The sequence below is a fragment of the Arthrobacter sp. 131MFCol6.1 genome (genome assembly GCF_000374925.1).
GTDB lineage: Bacteria > Actinomycetota > Actinomycetes > Actinomycetales > Micrococcaceae > Arthrobacter.
Genome location: NZ_KB895541.1, coordinates 816542 through 839327, shown reverse-complemented (window position 1 = coordinate 839327; position 22786 = coordinate 816542). Strand labels below are relative to the sequence as shown.

Below are 22786 nucleotides of genomic sequence, written 5' to 3'. Positions count from 1 at the left end.
GGGGTTCGGGCAGAAGCTGTCCTTCAGATTGATGCAGCCAGCACCATCCGGCCCGGCAAGGTAGGGCCGACGCGTGAAGTTTCGGTCGACTATGACGGTGGTCCCCGGCCGCAGCGCGGGACGGGACTTCTGGCCTATCGGGTAATGGCGTGCACGAGGTCGTCCACCGGCCGGGAGCTGTCGATTCGAAGGACGGGGCAGGGCAGAGTTGACAGCCACTGTTCATGTCGGCGGAGGTTCCGGCCCGCGAAATCGGGGTCGTCGTATCCTCGCGCCCAGGACAAAAACTCCGCATGGGCTGCCTCGTCGATCCCGCCTGTTTTGGCCAATTCGCGAAACCTGATTCGTTCCCTCGCCCGCAGCCGCGACATGCGCGACTCCGGATCAAGGGTGAGGAGCACTGCAGCATCAATCTTCTCCACGAGGTCCTCGCCCCAGCCCATGATGGAACCCGAAAGAACCCAGGCACTCCGCGGCAGGAAGACTTCGCGCATCAACGATATGCGCTCCGGCGGCGTCCGCTTTTCCCGGTACGGCGGTGACGTCGGCTGCCAGAAGTAGTCGTCGGCGTCGGCGTGGGGTACCGCCCACTGGTTGGCGATAGCCCGGCCGAGGGTTGTCGTTCCAGATCCGCTGGCGCCCGTGATGAACAAGCGGCAAGGGTTGAGGGTGTTCAGCATCGTCGCAGAGTACCTCGCTAGGCCCAGCTCACCGCACAGCGTGGCCCAGGAGGGCTAGTCCATCCTTCCCGGTGAGACTGTCGGAGGGGGCGAGGGTGTTAGCTTGAGGGGTGGGTTCCCTACCGTCGGCGCGTACGCAGAGGCTCGTGCTGTGGATCGCGATTCTCGCCTCTTTTGTGTCGTTTCTCGACGGCAGCGTCATCAACGTAGCGCTGCCGGCCATTTCCCGTGAACTGGGCGGCGGACTGACGACGCAGCAATGGGTTGTCGATGCCTACCTGATCACCCTGGGGTCACTGATCCTGGTCGCCGGTTCGCTCTCTGATTTGCTGGGCCGGGTTGTCGTTCTCCGCGCAGGCCTGATCGGGTTCGGCGCGACATCAGTGATGTGTGCGCTGGCACCCACAGCGGACTGGCTGGTCCTGGCCAGGGCGCTTCAAGGCGTCGCGGGCGCCTTGCTGGTGCCCAGTTCCCTGGCCCTGATCACATCAAACTTCGACGAAGCGCCCCGGGCTAAGGCAATCGGCCAGTGGACAGCTGGTACAACCGTGGCTTTCATCGCCGGACCCCTGCTCGGCGGAGTCCTCGTAGATTCGGTGGGCTGGCGCTGGATCTTCGGAATCAACGTCCTGCCCATTGCCGTGACTTTGTACTTGCTGGCCGTGCTGCGGGCCAAGGATGTTCGCAAGAAGGGCGTGCGGATCGACTACCCGGGTGCTGTGCTCTGTGTGCTCGGGTTGGCGGGGCCAGTCTACGCGTTGATCGAACAAGGCAACTATGGCTGGGGGAGTCCGCTCATTCTGATGCCCCTCGCCCTCGGCATCCTGTGCCTCGCCGGATTCATTTGGCGGGAAAGGACGGCGCATCAGCCGCTCTTGCCCCTCAGCCTCTTCTCCGTCCGAAACTTTGCCGTCGGCAACGTGGCTACGGCATTTATCTACGCCGCATTGTCGATCGGGGGATTCATCATCGTGCTCTTCCTGCAGCAGGTCGCAGGGTTTCCGGCGACGATGGCCGCGCTGGTATTGCTTCCGGTCAGCATCGTCAACATCCTCCTGGCGTCATGGTTTGGTTCACTGGCCGGGCGCTTCGGACCGAGGTGGTTCATGGCCTTCGGACCTGCACTCGCCGGCGGCGGCTACTTTCTGATGCTCGCGACTGAGATCCCGGTCAACTATTGGACCCAGTTGATGCCTGGGATCCTCCTGTTCGCCGTCGGGCTCTCGGCGACAGTCGCCCCACTGACCGCCGCCATTCTCGGTTCGGTTTCGGAACAACAGGCCGGCATCGGCTCGGCAGTGAATAACGCCGTCAGCAGGGTAGCCGGTCTGATCGGCATCGCGCTGGTAGGCCTGGTCCTGGGCGGCAAACTTGAGCTCGATGGATTTCACCGGATGGTTGCGGTGACGGCGGTGTTGTTGATACTCGGGGGCATAGTTTCCGCCGTCGGTATCCAGAACCGGCCTAAGCGGCCCGCACTCCGGGCAAGGCAGAAGGTCCCATCCCAAAGCACCCGGAGCCGTCAGATTTTCAAACCTGGCCCATAGGACGGGCCGCGTCCAGCGCTTGTGTCCGGTGGCCGGAGCGTCGTTGCGCCACCACGGCCACACGGGTGGCATAGGCTTTCGGTATGGGACTAATAATCACACTGCTTATCATTTGGCTTGTTCTTTCGATCCTTGGCTTCGCCGTGAAGGGCCTGCTCTGGTTGGCCATCATCGGCCTGGTACTCCTAGTGGCCACGGCTGTATGGGGCTGGGTGAAGCGAAAGGCCAAGGCCTGATGCAACCCTGATATCCATTCGGCGGCGGCCGGTCCACTTCGGGACCGGCCGCCGTTTTCGTTCGGATCGGCCCGGCCCCGGCTGGCGGGTGACTTGGGCAGGTGACTAGGGTGAGGCCACCCGGGCAGGGGCTGTTGCGGCGGCGTCGGGCGTCTGGTCCAGGCTCGGCTCGAGCCGGACGATGACTGCCTTCGAGACTGGCGTGTTGCTGCCTTCGGCCGTGTGGTTCAGCGGCACCAGCACGTTGGCTTCGGGGTAATAGGCAGCAGCGCAACCGCGTGCCGTGGGATAGGACACCACACGGAACTTGCGCACCACGCGTTCCTCACCGTCGTCGTACACGCCGCGGACGTCCACGTACTGACCGTCCGCAAGGCCGAGTTCGACGATGTCGTCAGGGTTGACGAACACCACATGGCGGCCCTTTTTGATGCCCCGGTAGCGGTCGTTGTGCGAGTAGATGGTGGTGTTGAACTGGTCGTGGGAGCGCATGCTCTGCAGGATCAGGGTTCCCTCCGGCCGTTCGACAAGTTCAAGGTCATTGACTGTCAGCACGGCCTTGCCGGTGGGCGTGGGGAAGGTGCGGGAGTCGCGGGGACCGTGGGCGAGGACAAACCCGCCCTCCTGCCGGATCCGTTGGTTGTAGTCCTTGCAGCCGCCCACCACGTGCGAAATGTGATCCCGGATGAGGTCGTAGTTCTTCTCATAGCCGTCCCAGTCGGCCCTGATCTTGTCGCCCACCAGGAGTTTGCCCAGCCGGCTCACGATGGCCGGCTCCGAGAGCAGATGATGGGACACCGGCTCGACGCTGCCCCAGGACGGGTGCACGGCGCAGACGGTGTCCTCCACCGAAACGAACTGCGGACCGGATTCCTGGATGTCGATCTCGGTGCGGCCCATCGTGGGGAGGATCAGGGCCTCCCGGCCCGTCACAGTATGCGAGCGGTTCAGCTTGGTCGAGATCTGGACCGTCATCTCCGTGTTTTGCATGGCAGCCTCGGCGGCGTTCGTGTCCGAGATGGCACCCACCAGGTTGCCGCCCAGGGCGACGAATACCTTGATCTCGCCCGCGCGCATTTTGTTGATGGTCTCGACGGCGTCCGCGCCGTGTTCACGGGGCGGCTCGAAGTCGAACTCCTCGCCGAGGGCCTCCATGAAGGACTGCGGCATCTGCTCCCAGATGCCCATGGTCCGGTCGCCCTGCACGTTGCTGTGCCCGCGGATGGGAGAGGCGCCGGCGCCGGGCTTGCCGATGTTGCCGCGCAGCAGCAGGAGGTTGATGATCTCCTTGATGGTGGCAACACCCTTCTTCTGCTGCGTGATGCCCATGGCCCAGGTGATGATGACTTTCTCAGCCTTGAGGTAGCGGGCGGCGAGTTCATCGATGTCCTCGCTGCGCAGGCCCGTGGCCTCGAGTACTGTGCGTTCATCCAGCCCGGCGAGATGCTCCTTGAGTTCCTCGAGTCCCTCGCAGTGTTCGGCCAGGAAGGCGTGGTCCAGGACTGTCCCGGGGTTCTTGGTCTCGGCGTCGAGGACGCGCTTGGACACGGCCTGCAGCAGCGCCATGTCGCCGCCGATCCGGATCTGGAGGAACTGGTCGGCGATCTGGACGCCGTGACCGATGACCCCGTTGACCTGCTGCGGGTTCTTGTACCGGCGCAGGCCGGCTTCGGGGAGGGGATTGACGGCCACGATCTCGCCGCCGTTGCGCTTGCACGCCTCAAGTTCGGTCATCATCCGGGGGTGGTTGGTGCCGGGGTTCTGGCCCATGATGATGATCAGGTCGGCCCGGGCGTAGTCGTCGAAGCTGACGGTCGCCTTGCCGATGCCAATGGTCTGGCCCATGGCCCAGCCGGAGGATTCGTGGCACATATTGGAGCAGTCCGGCAGGTTGTTCGTGCCGTAGCCGCGGACCATCAGCTGGTAGAGGAATGCGGCCTCGTTCGAGGTCCGGCCGCTGGTGTAGAACGCCGCCTGGTCGGGGGAGTCCAGGCCCTTGAGCTTGTCGGCCACGAGCCGGAGCGCCTCGTCCCAGCTGACCGGCTTGTAGTGGTCCTCGCCGGCGGCTTTGTACACCGGTTCGGTCAGCCGGCCCTGCATGCCAAGCCAGTACTCCGTCTGGCTGCGCAGGTCGCTGACCGAATTCTCGGCCCAGAAAGTTTCGGGAACCACCACCGGGGTCGCCTCCCAGGTCACCGCCTTGGCCCCGTTTTCGCAGAACTCGAATGCCTTGCGGTGGTGCGGATCCGGCCACGCGCAGCTCGGGCAGTCGAAGCCGTCCTTCTGGTTCATCGCCATGACGGTCTTGCGGGTCCGGTTCAGTCCCATCTGTTCGATGGCCGGCTTCATGGAGTGGTACACGCCCGGGACACCGGCGGCCCAGCTCTTCGGCCCGTCCCCGACGACGAGATCCTGCTCGGACGGTTCCTCGATATGAGGAGTCTTGCGAGTCACGTGAAATTCCCTTCTGCAACCACCACCCGGACGGGGCGGCGTGCTGATCTGCCACTCTGCACCTTACCTTCAGGCCTATCAGCTTGACCGGAGCGCCGCAAGCAATTGGCCGGGCCGGGCCCGTGGGCAAGTCCTCCTTACCAAGTAGTGCCCGCGCCCATTTACAGGTACCAGCTACTCGTGTTGCCGAGAAAAAAGCCGTGTGTTGTTGGGGTGGAAGGTCTCAGTGGGGGAAAACCAACGGATTCCAGGGTCACGGCCCTGCGGCATGCGGGTATTCATTTGCGTTCGGCCGCCTCCTTGGCGGAGCCGAGGAGATCTGTCCTGCGATGAATTTGCTCAATCAGAAGCCGAACAATTTTTTGAACTTGGGGGCAGTGCGATGGAAAAGTTTTGGGCCGACCGACTACTTGGCAGAGAGTCGATGCACGTTTACGGGTCTGCTGCGAAAGCCTTGATCCAAGGCAGAACCATCCTGGTGACGGGCGCCGGGGGTTCCATCGGGTCAGAGATCGTGCGCCAGATGAATACGCTGGAAGCTGGCAAGGTCTTCTGCGTCGATAACGACGAGTTCGCCCTCTATAACCTGCAAATGGACCTGGAAGGCATGGCACTGCTGGATGATGACGTCTACCGGCTGGCCGACATCCGTGACGAGCAGTTGATGCGGCGCATCATGCAGGAGGTCCGTCCGGACGTGGTGTTCCATGCCGCAGCGCACAAGCACCTGCCGCTCTTGGAGCGGGCACCCGAAGCAGCCGTCAAGACCAATGTCTTTGGGACCCAGTCCGTAGTGCGTGCCGCAATGGCCGCGGGCGTGGACAGGATTGTCAACATCAGCACGGACAAGGCGGCAAATCCGACGTCGGCGTTGGGATGGTCCAAGCGTCTCGCCGAGCACGTTGCTGGCAAGTACGCCGAGACCTCGGCGACCAAAGTGGCCAGTGTTCGCTTTGGAAATGTCCTGGGCAGCCGAGGCTCATTTCTGCCCACGCTCATGACGCAAATTCAAACGGGACAGACGATCCGGATCACCGATCCCGGTGTCGCACGCTATTTCATGACCATCCCCGAAGCGGCCGGCCTGGTGATCGAAGCCGCCTGCCTCGCTTCCGGCGGGGAAACGTACGTGCTGGACATGGGTGCGCCGGTGCGGATCGAGTCGCTGCTGCGCCGGTATGTCGAATTGGTCAACTGCCCGATGCCTGAAGTTGAGTACACCGGGCTCCGCCCCGGCGAAAAGATGTCCGAGGAACTTTTCGACCTGCGCGAAACCCACTATGCCACGCCTCATCCGCGGATCTCGAAGGTCGACGTCGGAGCGTATCCGATTGACGGCGCACTGGCACTGCTTCGCGAGCTCGTAGATCACGGCGCGCACCCCGCACTCGTTCGCGAGGCCCTCGAATTCACTACTGCTGGAAAGGTAAACGATGGACTGGACAGCCTCTCTTCTGGCGCTCTTAGCACTGCCCCTTCTGGCAGTCTTAATTGACGCTGTCGGAGCGGCCCGCAGCAGCCGCTTCCGAACGGAGCATCGTGAAGCCGGAAGCGAGTCCCTTCAGGGCTTGTCGTTCGATGTACTTGTACCCATTTACGGTGACATCCGGTATTTGACCAACCTGGACTATCTCCATAGCTACGGCCCACAGATCATCCTCTGCACGACCTCCGGCGAAACCGACGATTTCCGGCAATCGCTGGAGGAAATAGCAGCGAACCACGGGTTCCGGATTTTCTACAGCGATTACGCTCCTCCCGCGGCCGGAACCCGGCGCCGGACGGGCGGCACCGTGCGAGACCGCGTGATCAGGGACGCGCTGAACACTGTTGTGCAAGCCGACTATGTCGTATGCCTGGATGCGGACTCGACGTCGGTCCGCCCGCTGTCAGAGCTGGTGGGAGAGCTTCGGAGGCGGGGTGACGATGTCGCCTCCATTGAACTGGTGCCACAGGCGGAGGGGCCCGCCTTGGTCCAGTTGCAGCGGCATGAGTACCGCCTGGCCATGCGTCTCCGGTTCGTCATGCCGTGGCTTCTGAGCGGCGCATGCCACGCAGGAACAACATCTGCGATGCGGGCCATTATGGCGCAGCATTCACTCTTCTTCCAGGGGAATGATGTTGAGACAGGATTGCTCGGTGAGCGCCTTGGATACCGCATGACACACATCCCGTTCGCCGTGAACACGGAGGTACCAGCGACGCTGCGGTCCTGGTGGCGGCAGCGCCTGGCCTGGGCGGGCGGGGAATTCCGTTTGTATATTGTGAATATCCGTTTCTGCTTTTGGCATCCATTCTTCTGGACATACGGCAGTGTCGTACTGTTTGCTTTTCTCCTTCTTCGGTGGGAAGCGCTCGTGCATCCCGGGCTGTCGCTGCTGGCCGCAGCCGTTCTCTACTTCGGCATGATTTACGGCATTCACTGGAAAGATCGGAATCGCTGGCTATTGCTGATGCCTTTCTACACACTGATCACAAGCTTGATCATTCTGCCCCTCGGCATGGTTTGGTATTTTGCCATGGCAATTCCGGAGAAGAACTTCGGACTCATCAGGTTTCGCCGTGGCTCTGGGGGTTCTAGCGCGACGAGCCCACGTCGCAGGAACGCAGTGGGCATAGCCAGCACATAGCCAGTGTGCCGCTGTCCCTCAGGCTCGCGGCTTGGCCAGCCAGCGGCATATGAGCGCCGACCGTCGCCCGCTGGTGCAAAAGGGGCAAACGGTCGCGAAGCCCCCGGGCCCTGCCTAGGCTACCGGGGGGACCATGCCGCCAGGATCCCGTGCACCGTCCGGCAACCATGCGGCACCGCCCATACCAGCACCACCTTGGCGCAAGCTGGGGATCTGCTGTGCGTCGGCCTCAGGTAGTGGGAGCCAAAAATTCGAGTCCTCAAGGGGTAGTAGTTACCCGGCTGTTATTCTCGGACGCCACGTCAGCGCGGTAGTTCCCGCGTAGGCTACGTTGCCGCCGTCGGCCTCGGGGCGAGTAGCCCAAGGTGTCGGCGCGCGTACTTCCAGCCCGCGGTCCGCGTGGCCCGACGCCCCGGAAATCCCCGGACCGTGGTCCGGATCGTTAGTTACCGGCCGGGTCCAGTTTTCTCCAAGGAATCACCCAGCACTCTTGCACCATCACTCACTCGAAGAGGCAGGTGTGCAATGAATTTGTTCGCATGCAGGAAGGTCGACGGCCAAAGACGTGCCTTTAGTCGGCCAACCCGCGCAGTTGCCGCAGGGACAGCGATGACCCTGCTCAGCTTTATCGGACTCACCACAACGGCGCTTGGCGCCAACGCTGCGCCGGCACCCATCGGCGCAGGCTTCACCGTCACCCCGGCCGACCTGGCCTACATCCTCAAGCAGATCAAGGTCGCCGAGGCGCACGTCGCCAACACGACGTCGGCCACCGGCCCTTGCGGGGCGCTGGTCGGGCCGGGTCCCAACCAAGTTCCCGATGCCCTCACCTCCTATGGCCTCCGTACGGTTGACGGCTCCTGCAACAACCTGATCAAGGGCCGCGAAACGTTTGGGGCCGCCGATCAGCTTTTCCCACGCCACGCGACGCCGTCATTTAGCACCGCCGACGCTGTGCCCGCCGGGTTCGGCCCTGCCGGCACGTCCTCCTACGCACAGAAGTCGGGCAACGTGTTCGACTCCCAGCCCCGCCAGATCAGCAATCTGGTCGTGGACCAGACATCCACCAATCCAGCCGCCGTGGCTGCCGCCGGGTTCCCGGTCCGGACCCAAGGCGCCCCCGGGCTGTTCCCCTGCACCACTGATCCTGACCCCTTGGCGTCTCCGCCGGTCGAGGCTGTGCCGGCCGGCTGCGTCCCCACGGGTGACACGCTGTTCATCCCCAATGTCACCACCGACGTCGGGCTCTCTCCGCCGTACAACTCCCTGTTCACCCTGTTCGGTCAGTTCTTCGACCACGGTGTGGATCAGACGGTCAAGGGCGGCGGAACGGTGTTCGTGCCGCTCAAGGCTGACGACCCGCTGATTACCGTGGGCCCTGATGGCAAGGCCGGAACGGGTGACGAAGTGGCCCCCAACAGCCCGAACGCGTTCATGGTGCTCACCCGGGCCCAGAACCAGCCGGGCAACGACGGAATCCTCGGTACCGCGGATGACGTCCAGGAAGCCGCCAACACGGACTCGCCCTACGTGGACCAGTCCCAGACCTACACATCCCACCCCTCGCACCAGGTGTTCCTGCGGGAGTACATCAACAACGCCGCCGGCAGGCCGGTTTCAACCGGCAAGCTCCTCGGCGGTCCTGCCGGCCCCACAGCCGGCGGCATGGCCACGTGGGCGGACGTCAAGTCGCAGGCAGCGATTTTCCTTGGCCTCAAGCTTGAGGACAAGGATGTCACCAACATCCCGATGATCGCAGCTGACCCGTACGGCAAGTTCATTCCCGGCCCCGCCCGGGGCCTGCCGCAATACGTTACGCTGACCGGACTCGTTGAGGGCGACACGGCAAATCCTGTCCCGGTGCCGGCAAACGTGCGGCACTTCGACACCCCGTTCCTGACCGACATCGCGCACAACGCCGACCCGTCGCCTCAGGACGCGGACCACAACCCTGCCACGCCGCCCGTCGCGCCCACCCCGGACACCGACAACACGGCCTCCGCAGATTTTGCGAACCAGCCCGCCGGGACGTACGACGACGAAATGCTCAACGCGCACTTCTGTGCCGGTGACGGCCGCGTCAACGAAAACATCGGCCTGACCACGATCCACCAGGTGTTCCACTCCGAGCATGACCGGCTCGTCGCGGACATCGAGAACACCCTGACCAACGACACTTCGGCCAAGGGCGTCGCCGCGCTGGCGGAGTGGAAGCTGGCCGCCGGTGCCAACGGCTGGAACGGCGAACGCTTGTTCCAGGCGGCACGGTTCGTCACGGAAATGGAATACCAGCACCTTGTCTTCGAGGAGTTCGCCAGGAAGGTCCAGCCTGCGGTCCAGCCGTTCCACGTCTACCACACGGACGTCAACGCGGCCGTGAGGGCAGAGTTCGCCCACGCGGTCTACCGGTTCGGGCACTCGATGCTCACCGAGACGATCGCCAGGACCAACGCGGACGGCACCGACAACTCCATTTCCCTGCTGAATGGTTTCCTGAACCCGCCCGAGTACACCAACGGCGGATCGGCGGGGTCCCTGACCTCGGAAGAGGCCGCCGGGAGCATCGTCATGGGCATGAGCGACCAGGTCGGCAACGAACTCGACGAGTTCGTGACGGGCACCCTGCGCAACAACCTGCTGGGTCTTCCCCTGGACCTGGCGACGATCAACATGACGCGTGCCCGTTCCGAAGGCGTTCCGCCGCTCAACGAGCTGCGGCGCCAGATCAACAACGAAACGGGCGACGCCCAACTGGCTCCGTATACGAGCTGGGCGGATTTCGGGCAGAACCTCAAGCACCCGGAATCGCTGATCAACTTTGTAGCCGCCTACGGCACCTACCCGACCATCACCAGCGAAACCACGCTGGCAGGCAAGCGGGCAGCAGCCAAGGCAATCGTTGATCCCGGCACCCTGGCAACCCCTCCCACGGCTGACATGACGGACTTCATGAACAGTGCCGGTCCGTGGGCGACGCAGGAGACCGGCCTGAACAAGGTCGACCTCTGGGTTGGCGGCCTCGCGGAGAAGACCAACCTCTTCGGCGGCCTCCTGGGCAGCACGTTCAACTACGTGTTCGAGAACCAGTTGACCGACCTGCAGAACGGCGACCGCTTCTACTACCTGCTGCGCACACCGGGCATGAACCTGCGGGCGCAGCTGGAGAGCAACTCCTTTGCCGAGATGATCATGCGCAACACCAACGCGCACTCGCTCAAGGCCGATGCGTTCGGCACCGCCGACTGCAAGTTCCAGCTGGGCAACCTGGCCGGTACTCCGGCGGGCTACACGGCATCGGGGGCCACGGTTGCCGATGACCCGGCCAGCGAGTGCCAGGAGAACCTGCTGCTCCTGCGCAAGCCGGACGGCACCATCCAGTACATGGAGAAAAACACAGTCGATCCGAGCGGCATCAACGGCCAGTCGGTCTACAACGGCACCGCCAACGCTGACCGGGTCACCGGCGGCAACGACAACGACACGTTCCTCGGCAACGAGGGCAACGACGTCATTGAAGGCCAGGGCGGCGACGACATCGCACTCGGCGGCACGGGCAACGACAGGATCACCGATCTCTCGGGGGCCGACGTGCTCAAGGGCGGTCCGGATAACGACTACCTCAACTCCGGTATCGGTGACGACATCAACATGGGCGGCGACGGCCAGGACTTCACCAACGGCGGCGCCAACGACAACGAAACGTTTGCCGGCGAAGGAAACGACTTCGTGCAGTCCGGTGACGGTGCCGATGCCACATTCGGTGACGGCGGCGATGACTGGATCCAAGGCGGATCCGGGCAGGACCTGCTGATCGGCGACCACGGCGCACCGTTCTTCGATGACCCGGCCCAGACGAAGCCCGGAAACGACATCTTCGTCGGACAGGTTGGCGAGAACGACTACGACGCCGAGGGTGGCGACGACATCATGACGAGCAACGCTGCGATCGACCGCTACGCCGGTTCAGCTGGCTTCGACTGGGCCTCCCACCAGTACGACACCGTGCCCGCCGACGACGACATGAAGATCAACAACAACCTCGTTGGTGTTCCGCTGCCCGTTGTGGTCAACCGCGACCGCTGGCAGGAAGTGGAGGCCAACTCGGGCTCCAAGTTTGACGACGTGATCCGAGGTGACGACGAAGTGCCCAGCACCGTAGGTGGTGCCGGCTTTAGCGGCTGCGACGTCCTCGACCAGACGGGCATCAACCGGATCGCCGGCCTGGCAGCCATCCTCCCGGCGCCGACAACCCCGCTTGCACCCGTGGAAGCACTCTCACCGATGGGTGTCTGCCCGCTGACCGGTCCGGTCTGGGGTGATGGCAACATCATCATCGGCGGCCTTGGCAGCGACAAGCTCGAGGGCCGCGGCGGCAACGACGTGCTCGACGGTGACCGGTCCCTGAAGATCCGCATCAGCGTGCGGGACGACGCAGGAGCGGAGATCGGCACGACCGACCTCATGGAGCGCCAGTACCAGACAGGTAACCCGATGACCCTGGCGGCCGCCGTAGCGGCCGGCGTGGTCAACCCGGGCAACCTGGTGGCCGTCCGTGAAATCGTCACCCCCACCGCCCTCGAAACCGCGGGCAACCGGGACGTCGCGATCTTCACCGGACCGCGGGCCAACTACACCGTCACCACCACCGGCGGGAACGGCACAGTGGGCTCGGCGGGCTCGACCACCACGGTGGTGGACAACGTCGGCGCCGATGGCACGGACACGATCCGCAACATCGAGTTCCTGCAGTTCTCCGACACCGTCCTGCCCAACGCTCCGGTCATCGGCACGGCAACCGCCGGCGCCGGGCAGGCAACGGTCCGCTGGACGGCCCCGACAGTCGGCCCTGCCGACGCCTTCGCCGTGAAGGTGCTCGACGTGACGACCAACCCGGCCGGTGTCCAGGTCGGTGCGTTGCGCGCCGCCCCGGCTGGCGCCACCAGCCTGGTGGTTACCGGTCTGACGAACGGATCCCAGTACCGGTTCCAGGTCCTGGCCAGCAACGCCCTCGGTGACAGCCCGTTCTCGGCACTCTCCAACACGGTGAGCCCGACGACGGCCACCGCACCGGGAGCGCCCACCATCGGGACAGTCACGGCAGGGAATGCTTCGGCGACCGTGAGGTGGACCGCACCGGCTAACACCGGCGGATCCGCCATCACCGGCTACACGGTGCGGGCCTTCGCCGGAACTGTCCTGGCACGTACGCAGGCGGTCACCGGGAACGTTGGAAGCGTCGTCGTGACGGGCCTGACCAACGGGACGGCCTACACGTTCGACGTCGCCGCCGTCAACGCAGTGGGTACGGGCGGATTCTCGGCCCGCACCGCAGCGGTGACACCACGGACGGAATTCGTGGCTCCCACCGTGACGGCGCGGACACCGGCATCCGGTGCCCGCTCCGTGAGCCAGACGGCGAATGTGACGGCAACGTTCAGCGAGGCGGTGACGGGAGTCAGCGGAACCACGTTCCAGCTGCGGCTCGGCACCACACTGGTTCCCGCCGTCGTGTCCTACAACGTGCTCACCCGGGTTGCGACTCTGGACCCGAGCATCACGCTGACGGCAGACCGGGTGTACACGGCGACCCTCTCGGGGATCCGTGACGTTGCGGGCAACACGATGGCGACGAGCACGTGGCAGTTCACCACGGGCCCGGCGCCCACCGTCACTGCCAGGACTCCCGTCGCTGGAGCCACGGGGGTGCTGCGCAACAGCAACGTGGCCGCCACGTTCAGTGAGGCCATCACCGGATTCTCGTCGACCACTGCTTGGCTGACCAATCCGGCCGGGGCTCGGGTGACAGCGACCGTCACGTTCAACTCAGTGACAAGGAGGCTGACTATCGACCCGTCAGCCAGCCTGACCGCGAATACGCAGTACCTTGTCCACCTACAAGGTGGCACCGCCGCAATTCGTGATTTGGCAGGTAACCCGCTGGTCAACACCGGGTGGACGTTCACCACGGGATCAGCACTGTAGCAGCAGTCTGAGAACGCCGGCCGGCGGGCCTGTAGCGGTCCGCCGGCCGGCTTCCTCACTTGTTGGAAAGCCACTTTTCGACACGGTATACAGCTCTATTGCCCACTTGGAGGGGCCATGACTACACGACGAGAGATCTTCAAACTGGGCGCCGTCAGCGCTCTCGGCCTTGCCGGACTCAGTGGTGGCGATGACGACATCCCCGCTACTGGGCCGAGCACACCGGTCATCACCGCCAGCCAACTTGCACCCGAAAACATGCCTGTTCCCTATGCGGGCGTCTTCCGCCGCCCGCCTGAACTCGTCCCCTTTCAGACGGGTTTCGACGGCGGCGACCCCGCCCGTCCTTTCGCCCGCTATGCCCTCACCCAGAAGCTCGGCCAGGCCCGGTTCGTGCCGGGGCTGAACACCACCGTGGCCGGCTACAACGGCATCTTTCCGGGTCCTACCATCCGGGCCCGACAGGGTACCCGGATCGAGGTGCGGATCCGCAACGCCCTGCCCGCCGCCGGGCTGGTTCAGCCGGCCCGCTTTGATACCGTCACCCACCTGCACGGCTCAGCGTCGCTGCCGCAGTACGACGGCTATGCCAACGACATCACCGTGCCGGGCAACGTCAAGAACTACCGCTACCCGAATTTCCAGACGGCACGGACCCTGTGGTACCACGACCACAAGCACCACATCACCGCCCAGAACGTGTATTCGGGCCTGGCGGGCTTCTATCCGCTGTCGGACAAGTACGAGCGGGCGCAGCTGCCGCAGGGAGAGTTCGACGTACCGCTCATGATCTCGGACGCGATGTTCAACGCCGACGGCTCGCTCGCCTACAACGACAACGACCAGAAGGGGCTCTGGGGCGACATCATCATGGTCAACGGCGTTCCGTGGCCCACAATGAAGGTCAAGCCCCGGATCTACCGGTTCCGTGTGCTCGTCGCCTCGATTTCGCGGTCCTACCGGCCAACGCTGTCCACGGGGGATCCCATCTATGTGGTGGGCACCGACGCCGGCATGGTTCCCAAGGTGCAGGCCGTGAAGTCCTGGCGGCAAGGGACGGCCGAGCGCTATGAGGTCCTGATCGACTTCCGTAAATACCGGACCGGCCAGCTGATCGAGCTGCGGAACCTCAGCAATAAGAACAACATCGACTTCGCGAACACCGGCAAGATCATGCGCTTCCAGGTAGTGACCGACTCCGGCTCGGGGACCGGTTCCATTTCCAGCATCCCAGTCACCCTGGACGATGGCGGCTCCGTCAACGCGGCCCGGGGCGGCATCCCCACCATGAGCCTCACCCCGGCGATGGCGAAGGCGAAGCGCGAGCTGAAATTCTTCCGGGACCACGGAGAGTGGACCGTCAACGGCGTCACGTGGGCCGATGTGGAAAAATCCGGGTTCACCAAGCTGTTCGGCAACCCCCAGCCCTTCGACGTCGAGCAATGGACCATCATCAACGCGTCCGGGGGATGGTTCCATCCGGTGCACATCCACCTCATTGACGCCAAGATCATCGCGAGGAACACCAACGGCGGCCTGCCGTTTGCCTGGGAGAAGGGCCCCAAGGATGTCTTCTACGCCGGCGAGAACGAGTCCATCACGGCCCTCATGCAGTTCGACACCGGTACCGGCGGCGGCGGCCGCTATATGATCCACTGCCACAACCTGGTCCATGAGGACCACGACATGATGGTGCAGTTCTCGGTGGGCGACCTCCGCACCAACGACCCCATCACCTCCGACCCGCCGGTCCTCGACACCACTGCCCCGGACGCGTTCCCGCCGGTGTACCGGCCCGGCCTGCCCGCAGGGACCTGAGATGGGCCGCGTTGAGACAGTGGGCGTGGCGGCCCTGCTGGTGCTGGCGCTGAGCGGCTGCACGGGCGGGCCGCCGGCCCCGGCCCAGCCTTCGCCGACGGCAGCGCCGAGCGCCGCGCCCGTCTCGCTCGAGACGGGGACCGACGTCGGCAACGGCCGTCCGGCCGTGAGCCACGACGGGCTGATGGTGCGGCGCCGCGCCGTCATCGCCGTCCACCCGGCCCCGGACGCCGACCTCGGCGCGTTGCGTGCCCGGCTCGAGCGGGCCGCGGCCGCCGGCGGCACCGTACTGTCCGGCATCTCCCCGGATGTGCTCGACCCAGGGGTCCTTGAGCACCTTTCTCCGGACCTCATCCTGGCGCTGCCGCCCGGAAGCACCAGCGATGATGCGCAGAAGCTGGCCGAACGGGCCTTCGGCCCGGAGGGGAGCAACCCCGGTGTGGAGCACATCCATGCCGCCTCGGTCCTGGTCCACGATCTCCAGTTCACGGTACAGGCGGCCGATCCGGCAGCCTCGGCCCATGCCATCGCCGAGGAAGGCATTCTGTCGGACGCGCTGGGCAATTACGCGACCTCCCAGAAGGGCAGAACCCTGACAGTCAGCTACACGGGACCGCTGCTCAGCGACGCGCTGGTGGAATCCGTGCGGAACGGCATCGCCCGCGGCGCAGGGGTGGAACCGGCAACCGTTGCACTGGTTCCCCGCTCGACCACCGGGGAGGGCGTCGACCTGTCCCGCGAACCGGAACCGGCCCCGGAGCCCTCGGCTGAGGACAGCGTGGATCACCCAGGGCACAACGAAGGCGCCGCCCCTGAGGACACGGCCAGTGACGACACAGGCAGTCACGACACAGGCGCCGATGATTCAGGACACTGAGGAGCCCGGGGACTGACCGCACAAGTGGCCGGCCGGGGGGCAAGGGGGAACGCTACCGGCCGGCCACGAGGGTGTCCCGGATCTCGCGGCGCAGGACCTTGCCGATCAGCGAACGCGGCAGCTCGTCCATGACGGCAACGCGGCGCGGCACCTTGTAGGCGGCCAAGTTCTCCCGGGCAAACGCCAGCAGCGCCTCCTGGTCCAGGCCAGAGCCCGCGGACGGGACGACGGCGGCAACCACGTCTTCGCCGCCGCCCGGGCGGGGCAGTCCCACCACGCACACGTCCTGGACACCGGCGTATGCGGAGAGGACGTCTTCCACTTCCGTGGGGGAGACGTTGAAGCCCCCCGTGATGATCAGTTCCTTGATCCGGTCCCGGACGGTCACAAAATCATCCTTGTCCACCGAGACAATGTCACCGGTGCGGAACCAGCCGCCTTCCAGCAGCGCTTCCTCCGTTTCCTTCGGCCGGTTCCAGTAGCCGGCAAAAACCTGAGGGCCCCGGATTAGGAGCTCGCCCTCGGCGCCCGGGGGACGGTCCAGGAGAACGTTCCGCGGGTCAACCACACGAATGTCCGTCAGGGGGAACGGGACCCCCACGGTTCCCGGTTTCCGTGTGGGCCCGAAGGGGTTGCCCAGGGCGATGGGTGAGGTTTCCGTCAGCCCGTAGCCCTCGATCAGGTAGCCCCCGGTCGCCTTCTCCCACGTATCCACCGTCGCCGTCGGCAGGTTCATCGCCCCCGAGATGGAAAAGCGGATGCTGTCCAGCGCAATACCGCGCTCGGCGGCCGCTGCGGCGATGCGGTCGTAGATCGGCGGCACCGCCGGCAGGAACGTGGCAGGCGACTTCTTGTGCGCCTTCAGCACAAGGTCGACGTCGAACTTGGGGAACAGCACCAGCTTCGCGCCGATGCTCAGGGCAAACGTCATGCACAGCGTCAGCCCGTAGGCGTGGAACATGGGCAGCACCGCGTATACGGTTTCCCGGCCGTCCTTGAGCCCGGGCACCCAGGCGCGGCCCTGCGCGGCGTTGGCCTGCAGATTGGCATGGGTCAGCATGGCGCCTTTGGGCCGGCCCGTGGTGCCGCTGGTGTATTGAATGACGGCCAGGTCGGCGGCGGCCGGGCGCGGATGCCTCTTCTTCAGGCTGCCGGCGCCAAGAAGGTCTTTCCACGCCAGCACGGTCCGGGGTGCCGGCTGCGCCGCGGGCCGGGGCGGGTGCTTGCCGGCGGCCAGGGCGGCGCGCGCCGCACGGGCCGCCGGTACGGGGAGCCGCAACGCGATCCGTTGCAGCAGCGGCATCGCCGGTATCAGTTCGACGGAGACGATGCTTCGCAGCCCGACGTCGGCGGGCAGTTGGCGGACCTTGTCCACGGCCTTGTCCCAGACAATGGCGACGGTGGCGCCGTGGTCCTCGAACTGGTGGCGCAGTTCGCGGTCCGTATATAAGGGGTTGTGTTCGACGACGACGGCGCCCAGGCGCAGTGCCGCGTGGAACGCGACGATGTGTTGCGGGCAGTTCGGCAGGACGAGTGCCACCCGGTCGCCGGCTTGGACGCCGAGCTTCTTCAGGCCCGCGGCCGCCCTGTTGATGGCGGTGCCGAGGTCGCGGTAGCTGGTACGCGCGCCGAAGAATTCGAGCGCGGTCTTCTTCCCGTAGCGCCGGACGGACGAGTCCATCAGGTCGACCAGGGACCCTTCCGGGAGCTTGAGGCTGGCGGGAACGCCGGGGCTGTAGTGGCGGGTCCAGGGGCGGTCGGGACGCCGGGCCCCTGCGGATGTGGTGCTCATGGTGTGTCCTTGCCACTGGGCTGCGCTGTGCGGGGCTGTGCCGGGCTCCCGGCCGCGGGCCCGGCCGGGCCCGTCAGGAAATCCTACCGGGGCGGGCCAGTGCGGACGCGCGCAGCGGGAAGGGACTCCGGCGGGCGGCGCTGGCCCGGAGGTGACTTTTGGCCCTTGGCGCTTGGCAGGCCCGGGCGGAAGCTGGGGCGTACACAGCGAGCCGCAGATCCGCGCATTTCTCTGGGCCGCGCAGTTCAGAGGTTTGCGCAGTTCACAGGTTCGTGCAGGTCACAGGTTCGCGCAGTTCACGGGTTTGCGCAACGCAAAAGGTCCACGGGAGCGCCATGAAGCACCAACAGCCGAGCCTGAACTTCCTTGGTGCCACCGACACTGTGACCGGTTCACGCTACCTGATCGACGCCGGCGGCGGGCGCGTGCTGGTGGACTGCGGACTCTTCCAGGGCTACAAGCGCAGCCGCGAGCGAAATCGGGCGCCCTTTCCGGTGCCGCCGCGGTCCATCGACGCCGTGGTGCTGACCCACGCGCACCTGGACCACACCGGTTATGTCCCTGCTCTGGTCAGGGACGGGTTCGTCGGCCCCGTGTATGCCACGGCCGGGACCACAGACCTGTGCAAACTCATCCTGCCGGACAGCGGCCACCTGCAGGAGGAAGAGGCCCGGTACGCCTCGCATCGTGGGTCATCCGCGCATGATCCCGCACTGCCGCTCTACACGGCTGCGGACGCCGTTGCGTCCCTTAACAGATTCAAAATCCTCGATTTTGACGTTCCCCGCGATCTGGGCGGCGGCATGGAGCTGACGTTTGTGCCGGCCGGGCACATCCTGGGGGCCGCCCAGGTGCACGTCCGGCTTGGCTCGCAGTCGGTGCACTTCACCGGGGACCTGGGCCGCGCCGATGACCCGTTCATGTACCCGCCCCGTCCGCTCGGGGAGACCGGCATCCTGGTGACGGAATCAACCTACGGCAACAGGAAACACTCCACCGAGGACCCGGAGCAGCTGCTGGGAGAAATCATCAACCGCGTCGCGAAACGCGGTGGGGTCATCATGTTTGCCGCGTTCGCCGTCGGCCGGGCCGAAACGCTCATGCTGTACCTGTCCCGGCTCTTGCGCAAGGGCGCGATTCCCCGCATCCCGGTCTACCTGAACAGCCCCATGGCCATCGACGCCTCCGAAATGTACCAGCGCCACCCCGAAGAACACAGGCTCAAGCGGGAGGAATACGTGGACATGTACAAGCTGGCCAAACTCACCCGCACAGTGGACGAATCCAAGTTGCTGAACCTGCGCGGCGGGCCCATGATCATCATCTCGGCCAGCGGCATGCTGACTGGCGGACGGATCCTGCACCACGTCGCGGCGTACGGCCCCGACCCGAAAAACGCCATCATCCTCAGCGGTTACCAGGCCAGCGGCACGCGGGGGGCCACCCTGGCTGCCGGTGAACGCGAGCTGCGCATCTACGGGGAGGACGTCAAGGTGCGGGCCGAAGTTATCCAGATGGAAAGCCTGTCCGCGCACGCCGACGGCGACGCCATCATTGCGTGGATGAGGGCGGCAGAAATAGAGCCGCGCATGACCTATATCACGCACGGTGACCCGGACGCGTCGGACGCCCTGCGGATCAGGATCAAACGCGAACTCGGGTGGCGGGCCAGGGTGCCCGAATACCTGGAAACGGTCGATATCGAGGATCCGCGATGATTCCCGGGGCCGTCACCCGCACCACCGTGCTCAAGGAGATCCACGACCTCGCCCGGCCGCTGAAAACCGATCGGGACCTCAGCGGCCTCGTGCGGCGCGCGGCCGACTGCCGTTTTGTCGCCATCGGCGAGGCCTCCCACGGCACCCACGAGTTCTACACCTGGCGTGACACGCTCAGCAGGAGGCTCATCGCGGAGGAAGGCTACAACTGGATTGGAGTGGAAGGGGACTGGCCCGACTGCTGGCGCATCAACCGCTGGGTCCGCGGCCAGGACGGGAAGGACCAGGGCGTCCACGCGCTGCTGGCCGGCTTTGAACGCTGGCCGACCTGGATGTGGGCCAACGAGGAAGTCGCGGCGTTCCTGGACTGGCTGCGCAGCTGGAACCTGGCCAGGCCGCTGGACAAACGTGTCGGGTTCTACGGACTGGATGTCTACTCGCTCTGGGATTCGCTGCGCGAAATCATTGGCTGGCTGCAGGAGAACGTTCCCGACGCCGTGCCCGCGGCCGAGCGCGCCTGGCAGTGCTTCCTGCCGCACCATGAGGACCCGCACCAGTATGCCTGGAGCACGCGGCTTGTTCCGCAGTCCTGCGAGCCCGACGTCGTGGCCCTCCTGACCGAAGTCAGGAACCGGGCCTTCAGCCCCGGCCACCATGAGGAGGATGCCTTCGACGCCGTCCAGAACGCTGAAGTCGCGGCCAACGCCGAACACTACTACCGCATCATGGTCCGCGGCGACCGGCAGTCCTGGAACGTCCGCGACCACCATATGGCCGACACCATCGACCGGGTCAGCAGGCACCTGGGGCCGGCGTCGAAGGGCCTGATCTGGGAACACAACACGCACATCGGCGACGCCCGGGCCACCGACATGGCGCAGGACGGCCTGGTCAACGTCGGGCAGCTGCTGCGCGAACGCCACGCGGGCGAAGGGGTGCTGCTGGTCGGTTTCGCAGCCCACCGCGGCTCTGTGATCGCCTCCGACGGGTGGGGCCGCCCCGAACGCATCCTGGCGGTGCCGGAAGCACGCCCGGGCAGCCACGAAGACTTCCTGCACCAGGCCCTGGGGGTGCCCGCAGTGCTGGAGTTCGGCGACGACAGGACCGGGCCATGGCTTTCGACACGGCTCGGGCACCGGGCGATCGGCGTCGTCTACCACCCGGAAAGGGACGCCGGAAACTACGTTCCGACCCGAATGGGGGAGCGCTACGACGCCCTCATCTGGCTGGAACACACCGCACCGCTGCGGCCGGTGCACCATGAGGGCCCGCCCCAAGAACCGGAGTTCGAGACCGAGCCCACCGGATACTAGGCCGGTGTGCATTCCAGGAAAGCAGGAACCAGCATGAGCAAAGCAATCATTGTCGGCATCAACGGCTCGGCGGGCAGCAACGCCGCCCTGGCCTGGGCCCTTGAACGGGCCGGCCGGGACAAGCTCCCGGTCACGGTCGTTCACGCGGTGGACGACCGCTGGATGTCGCCGGATTTCCAGTACCACGAGATCATCCGGGAATCGGGGATGGAACTGCTTCGGGACGCGGAGGAGGCCGCCCGGCAGCAGGCCCCGGAGGTCCCGGTGGACATCCAGCTCCGTCATGGCAGCGGCGGCTCGGTGCTCCGGGACGTGTCCAAGGACGCCGCCATGATCGTGGTCGGCGGGCACGACAAACACTGGATGGGCGGCGGCCCCATGACGGACCGGGCCCTGCAGGTCGTCTCGGCCTCGGAATGCCCGGTAGCGGTCGTGCCGGCGAAACCGGCCGCCGGGGCAAAGGGCGTTGTGGTCGGCGTGGACGGCTCCGAGGAGTCGCTGCAGGCCGTCGCTTTCGCGGCCGCAGAAGCTGACCGGGGTGGAGACGAGCTCACCGTGGTCCTCGCGTTCAAGAGCCCCGCCCGGTGGGTCGAGAAGCAGCTGCCGACCAGCGGTCTCGCCGAGAGCATCGTCGAAGAGGACCGGATTGTCCTCGCCGAGTCGGTCGCCGGGCTCGGCGACAAATATCCCGACCTGGTGGTCCACCAGCGCCTGGAGACGAACACCGAACCGGCCAAGGCCCTCGTGGATATCGCCGCCGGCGCCAGGGAGTTGGTGATCGGAAGCCGCGGACGTGGCGGGTTCTCCCGGACAGTGCTCGGCTCCACCGCACACGCAGTGCTCCTCAACGTGCCGTGCCCCACCATCGTCACGCGGGTGCACAAGGTCAAGCACGGGGACTGACCGCCAGGCAGGCCACCCGTTGCCCGGCAGGACCCGGAACGGGCCGGAAGGCCCCCTTTTGGAGGGGGCTTTCCGGCGTCGCCCACGGATGGGAGGATGATGCCGTGGACCCCTTCTTCAATTTCGTCACTCACTTTTGGTGGCTCGTCTTCCCCCTGAGCGGACTGGCCGGTGGGTGGGCGCGGTCCTGGTCCAAAGCCGCTGAACGCCGGCACCGCCGCCGGGTGGAGCTTTACACGCTCAAGAACCAGGCGGCGCAGGCAGAGCAGGCCGGCCAGGCCGACGTGCTGGCCCTCATGAAGGCGCACGACACCGTCAACAAGCGCTGGCTGGACTACGAACTCGACGTGGGCAAGCTGATCGACTATCCGGTCATGACGGATGTCCGGGAGCCGCTCACCGTGGCTTTCCTGCGGGCCAAGCGCGAGGCCGACGGGCTGCGGCCCGCCGCCCCGGCCGAAGTCAGGACCGCCGCACGGCTTGCGGAGTACCGGGCGGCCGTGACCAGCTTTGAGCTCGCATTCGACGTCGCCGAACGGGAAGCCAAGCGGATCAGGGACAGCAAGTTTACCGGTCCCGAACGCCAGCGGCTGGAGACGGCCCGGAAACTTCTGCGGATCGCATCGGACGCGGCCGCGACTCCCGCCGAGCGGCAGACGGCCTACCGGCGCGCCCGCCGGGAACTCGACGGGCTCATCGTGCTGCCCGAGGCGACGCTCGCGGCGCTGGAGGACAGGATCGCTTCGATGCTCGACGCCGGTCCGGCGCCGGACGCCCGCCGGGCCGTCTAGCCTCCTGTGACCGGCGTCGCACCGCCGCCAAGATTGCCGGCCACC

General features: G+C 65.7%; 14 protein-coding genes. 11 read left to right on the top strand and 3 right to left on the bottom strand.

Features of this window, described 5'->3' with window-relative positions; all coding sequences use genetic code 11:
- Nucleotides 1-134 precede the first annotated feature (134 nt).
- The gene (locus C566_RS0103950) at nt 135-680 is read right to left on the bottom strand and encodes a hypothetical protein (protein WP_018773038.1); all 546 of its coding nucleotides are present in this window, start codon (nt 678-680) and stop codon (nt 135-137) included.
- Nucleotides 681-826: 146 nt separating this feature from the next.
- Here C566_RS0103950 and C566_RS0103945 point away from each other — a divergent pair, with 146 nt between their 5' ends.
- Together C566_RS0103945 and C566_RS22605 are read left to right on the top strand one after the other, a co-directional pair.
- The gene (locus C566_RS0103945; RefSeq protein WP_018773037.1) at nt 827-2227 is read left to right on the top strand and encodes an MFS transporter; all 1401 of its coding nucleotides are present in this window, start codon (nt 827-829) and stop codon (nt 2225-2227) included.
- Between the two features lie 83 nt (nt 2228-2310).
- Nucleotides 2311-2463, top strand: coding sequence for an LPXTG cell wall anchor domain-containing protein (locus tag C566_RS22605; RefSeq protein ID WP_018773036.1), 153 nt, complete (start codon nt 2311-2313; stop codon nt 2461-2463).
- A gap of 105 nt (nt 2464-2568) precedes the next feature.
- Here C566_RS22605 and C566_RS0103935 read toward each other — a convergent pair whose 3' ends face one another.
- On the bottom strand, nt 2569-4917 hold the full coding sequence (locus C566_RS0103935) for an FdhF/YdeP family oxidoreductase (protein WP_018773035.1): 2349 nt from the start codon (nt 4915-4917) through the stop codon (nt 2569-2571).
- Between the two features lie 382 nt (nt 4918-5299).
- Between C566_RS0103935 and C566_RS0103930 the strand changes: the two genes are divergently transcribed.
- The 5 genes from C566_RS0103930 to C566_RS0103910 all read left to right on the top strand — a co-directional run bounded on the left by C566_RS0103930 (nt 5300) and on the right by C566_RS0103910 (nt 16224).
- Nucleotides 5300-6412, top strand: coding sequence for an SDR family NAD(P)-dependent oxidoreductase (locus C566_RS0103930; RefSeq protein ID WP_155846774.1), 1113 nt, complete (start codon nt 5300-5302; stop codon nt 6410-6412).
- Nucleotides 6351-7547: a glycosyltransferase gene (locus C566_RS0103925; RefSeq protein WP_155846729.1), complete on the top strand. Its 1197-nt coding sequence runs from the start codon at nt 6351-6353 to the stop codon at nt 7545-7547. Before C566_RS0103930 ends, C566_RS0103925 begins: the two co-directional genes overlap by 62 nt.
- Nucleotides 7548-8156: 609 nt before the next feature.
- Nucleotides 8157-13529, top strand: coding sequence for a peroxidase family protein (locus tag C566_RS20690; RefSeq protein WP_018773032.1), 5373 nt, complete (start codon nt 8157-8159; stop codon nt 13527-13529).
- A gap of 117 nt (nt 13530-13646) precedes the next feature.
- Complete coding sequence (locus C566_RS0103915; RefSeq protein ID WP_026266357.1) at nt 13647-15347, top strand: multicopper oxidase family protein; 1701 nt, start codon at nt 13647-13649, stop codon at nt 15345-15347.
- A 1-nt stretch (nt 15348) separates the two neighbouring features.
- Nucleotides 15349-16224, top strand: a complete 876-nt coding sequence (locus tag C566_RS0103910) for a hypothetical protein (protein ID WP_018773030.1) — start codon at nt 15349-15351, stop codon at nt 16222-16224.
- A 52-nt stretch (nt 16225-16276) separates the two neighbouring features.
- Here C566_RS0103910 and C566_RS0103905 read toward each other — a convergent pair whose 3' ends face one another.
- Nucleotides 16277-18016 (bottom strand): long-chain-fatty-acid--CoA ligase, encoded by a 1740-nt coding sequence (locus tag C566_RS0103905; RefSeq protein ID WP_018773029.1) that lies wholly within the window; start codon nt 18014-18016, stop codon nt 16277-16279.
- A 335-nt stretch (nt 18017-18351) separates the two neighbouring features.
- On the opposite strand from C566_RS0103905, the gene C566_RS0103900 reads away from it, so the two are divergent.
- The 4 genes from C566_RS0103900 to C566_RS0103885 all read left to right on the top strand — a co-directional run bounded on the left by C566_RS0103900 (nt 18352) and on the right by C566_RS0103885 (nt 22741).
- Nucleotides 18352-19734: an MBL fold metallo-hydrolase gene (locus C566_RS0103900; RefSeq protein WP_018773028.1), complete on the top strand. Its 1383-nt coding sequence runs from the start codon at nt 18352-18354 to the stop codon at nt 19732-19734.
- Entirely contained in the window at nt 19731-21047 is a 1317-nt protein-coding gene (locus tag C566_RS0103895; RefSeq protein WP_018773027.1) for an erythromycin esterase family protein, read from the top strand. Before C566_RS0103900 ends, C566_RS0103895 begins: the two co-directional genes overlap by 4 nt.
- Nucleotides 21048-21080: 33 nt before the next feature.
- Nucleotides 21081-21950 (top strand): universal stress protein, encoded by an 870-nt coding sequence (locus C566_RS0103890; RefSeq protein ID WP_018773026.1) that lies wholly within the window; start codon nt 21081-21083, stop codon nt 21948-21950.
- Nucleotides 21951-22054: 104 nt separating this feature from the next.
- Complete coding sequence (locus C566_RS0103885) at nt 22055-22741, top strand: hypothetical protein (RefSeq protein ID WP_018773025.1); 687 nt, start codon at nt 22055-22057, stop codon at nt 22739-22741.
- Nucleotides 22742-22786: the final 45 nt, after the last annotated feature.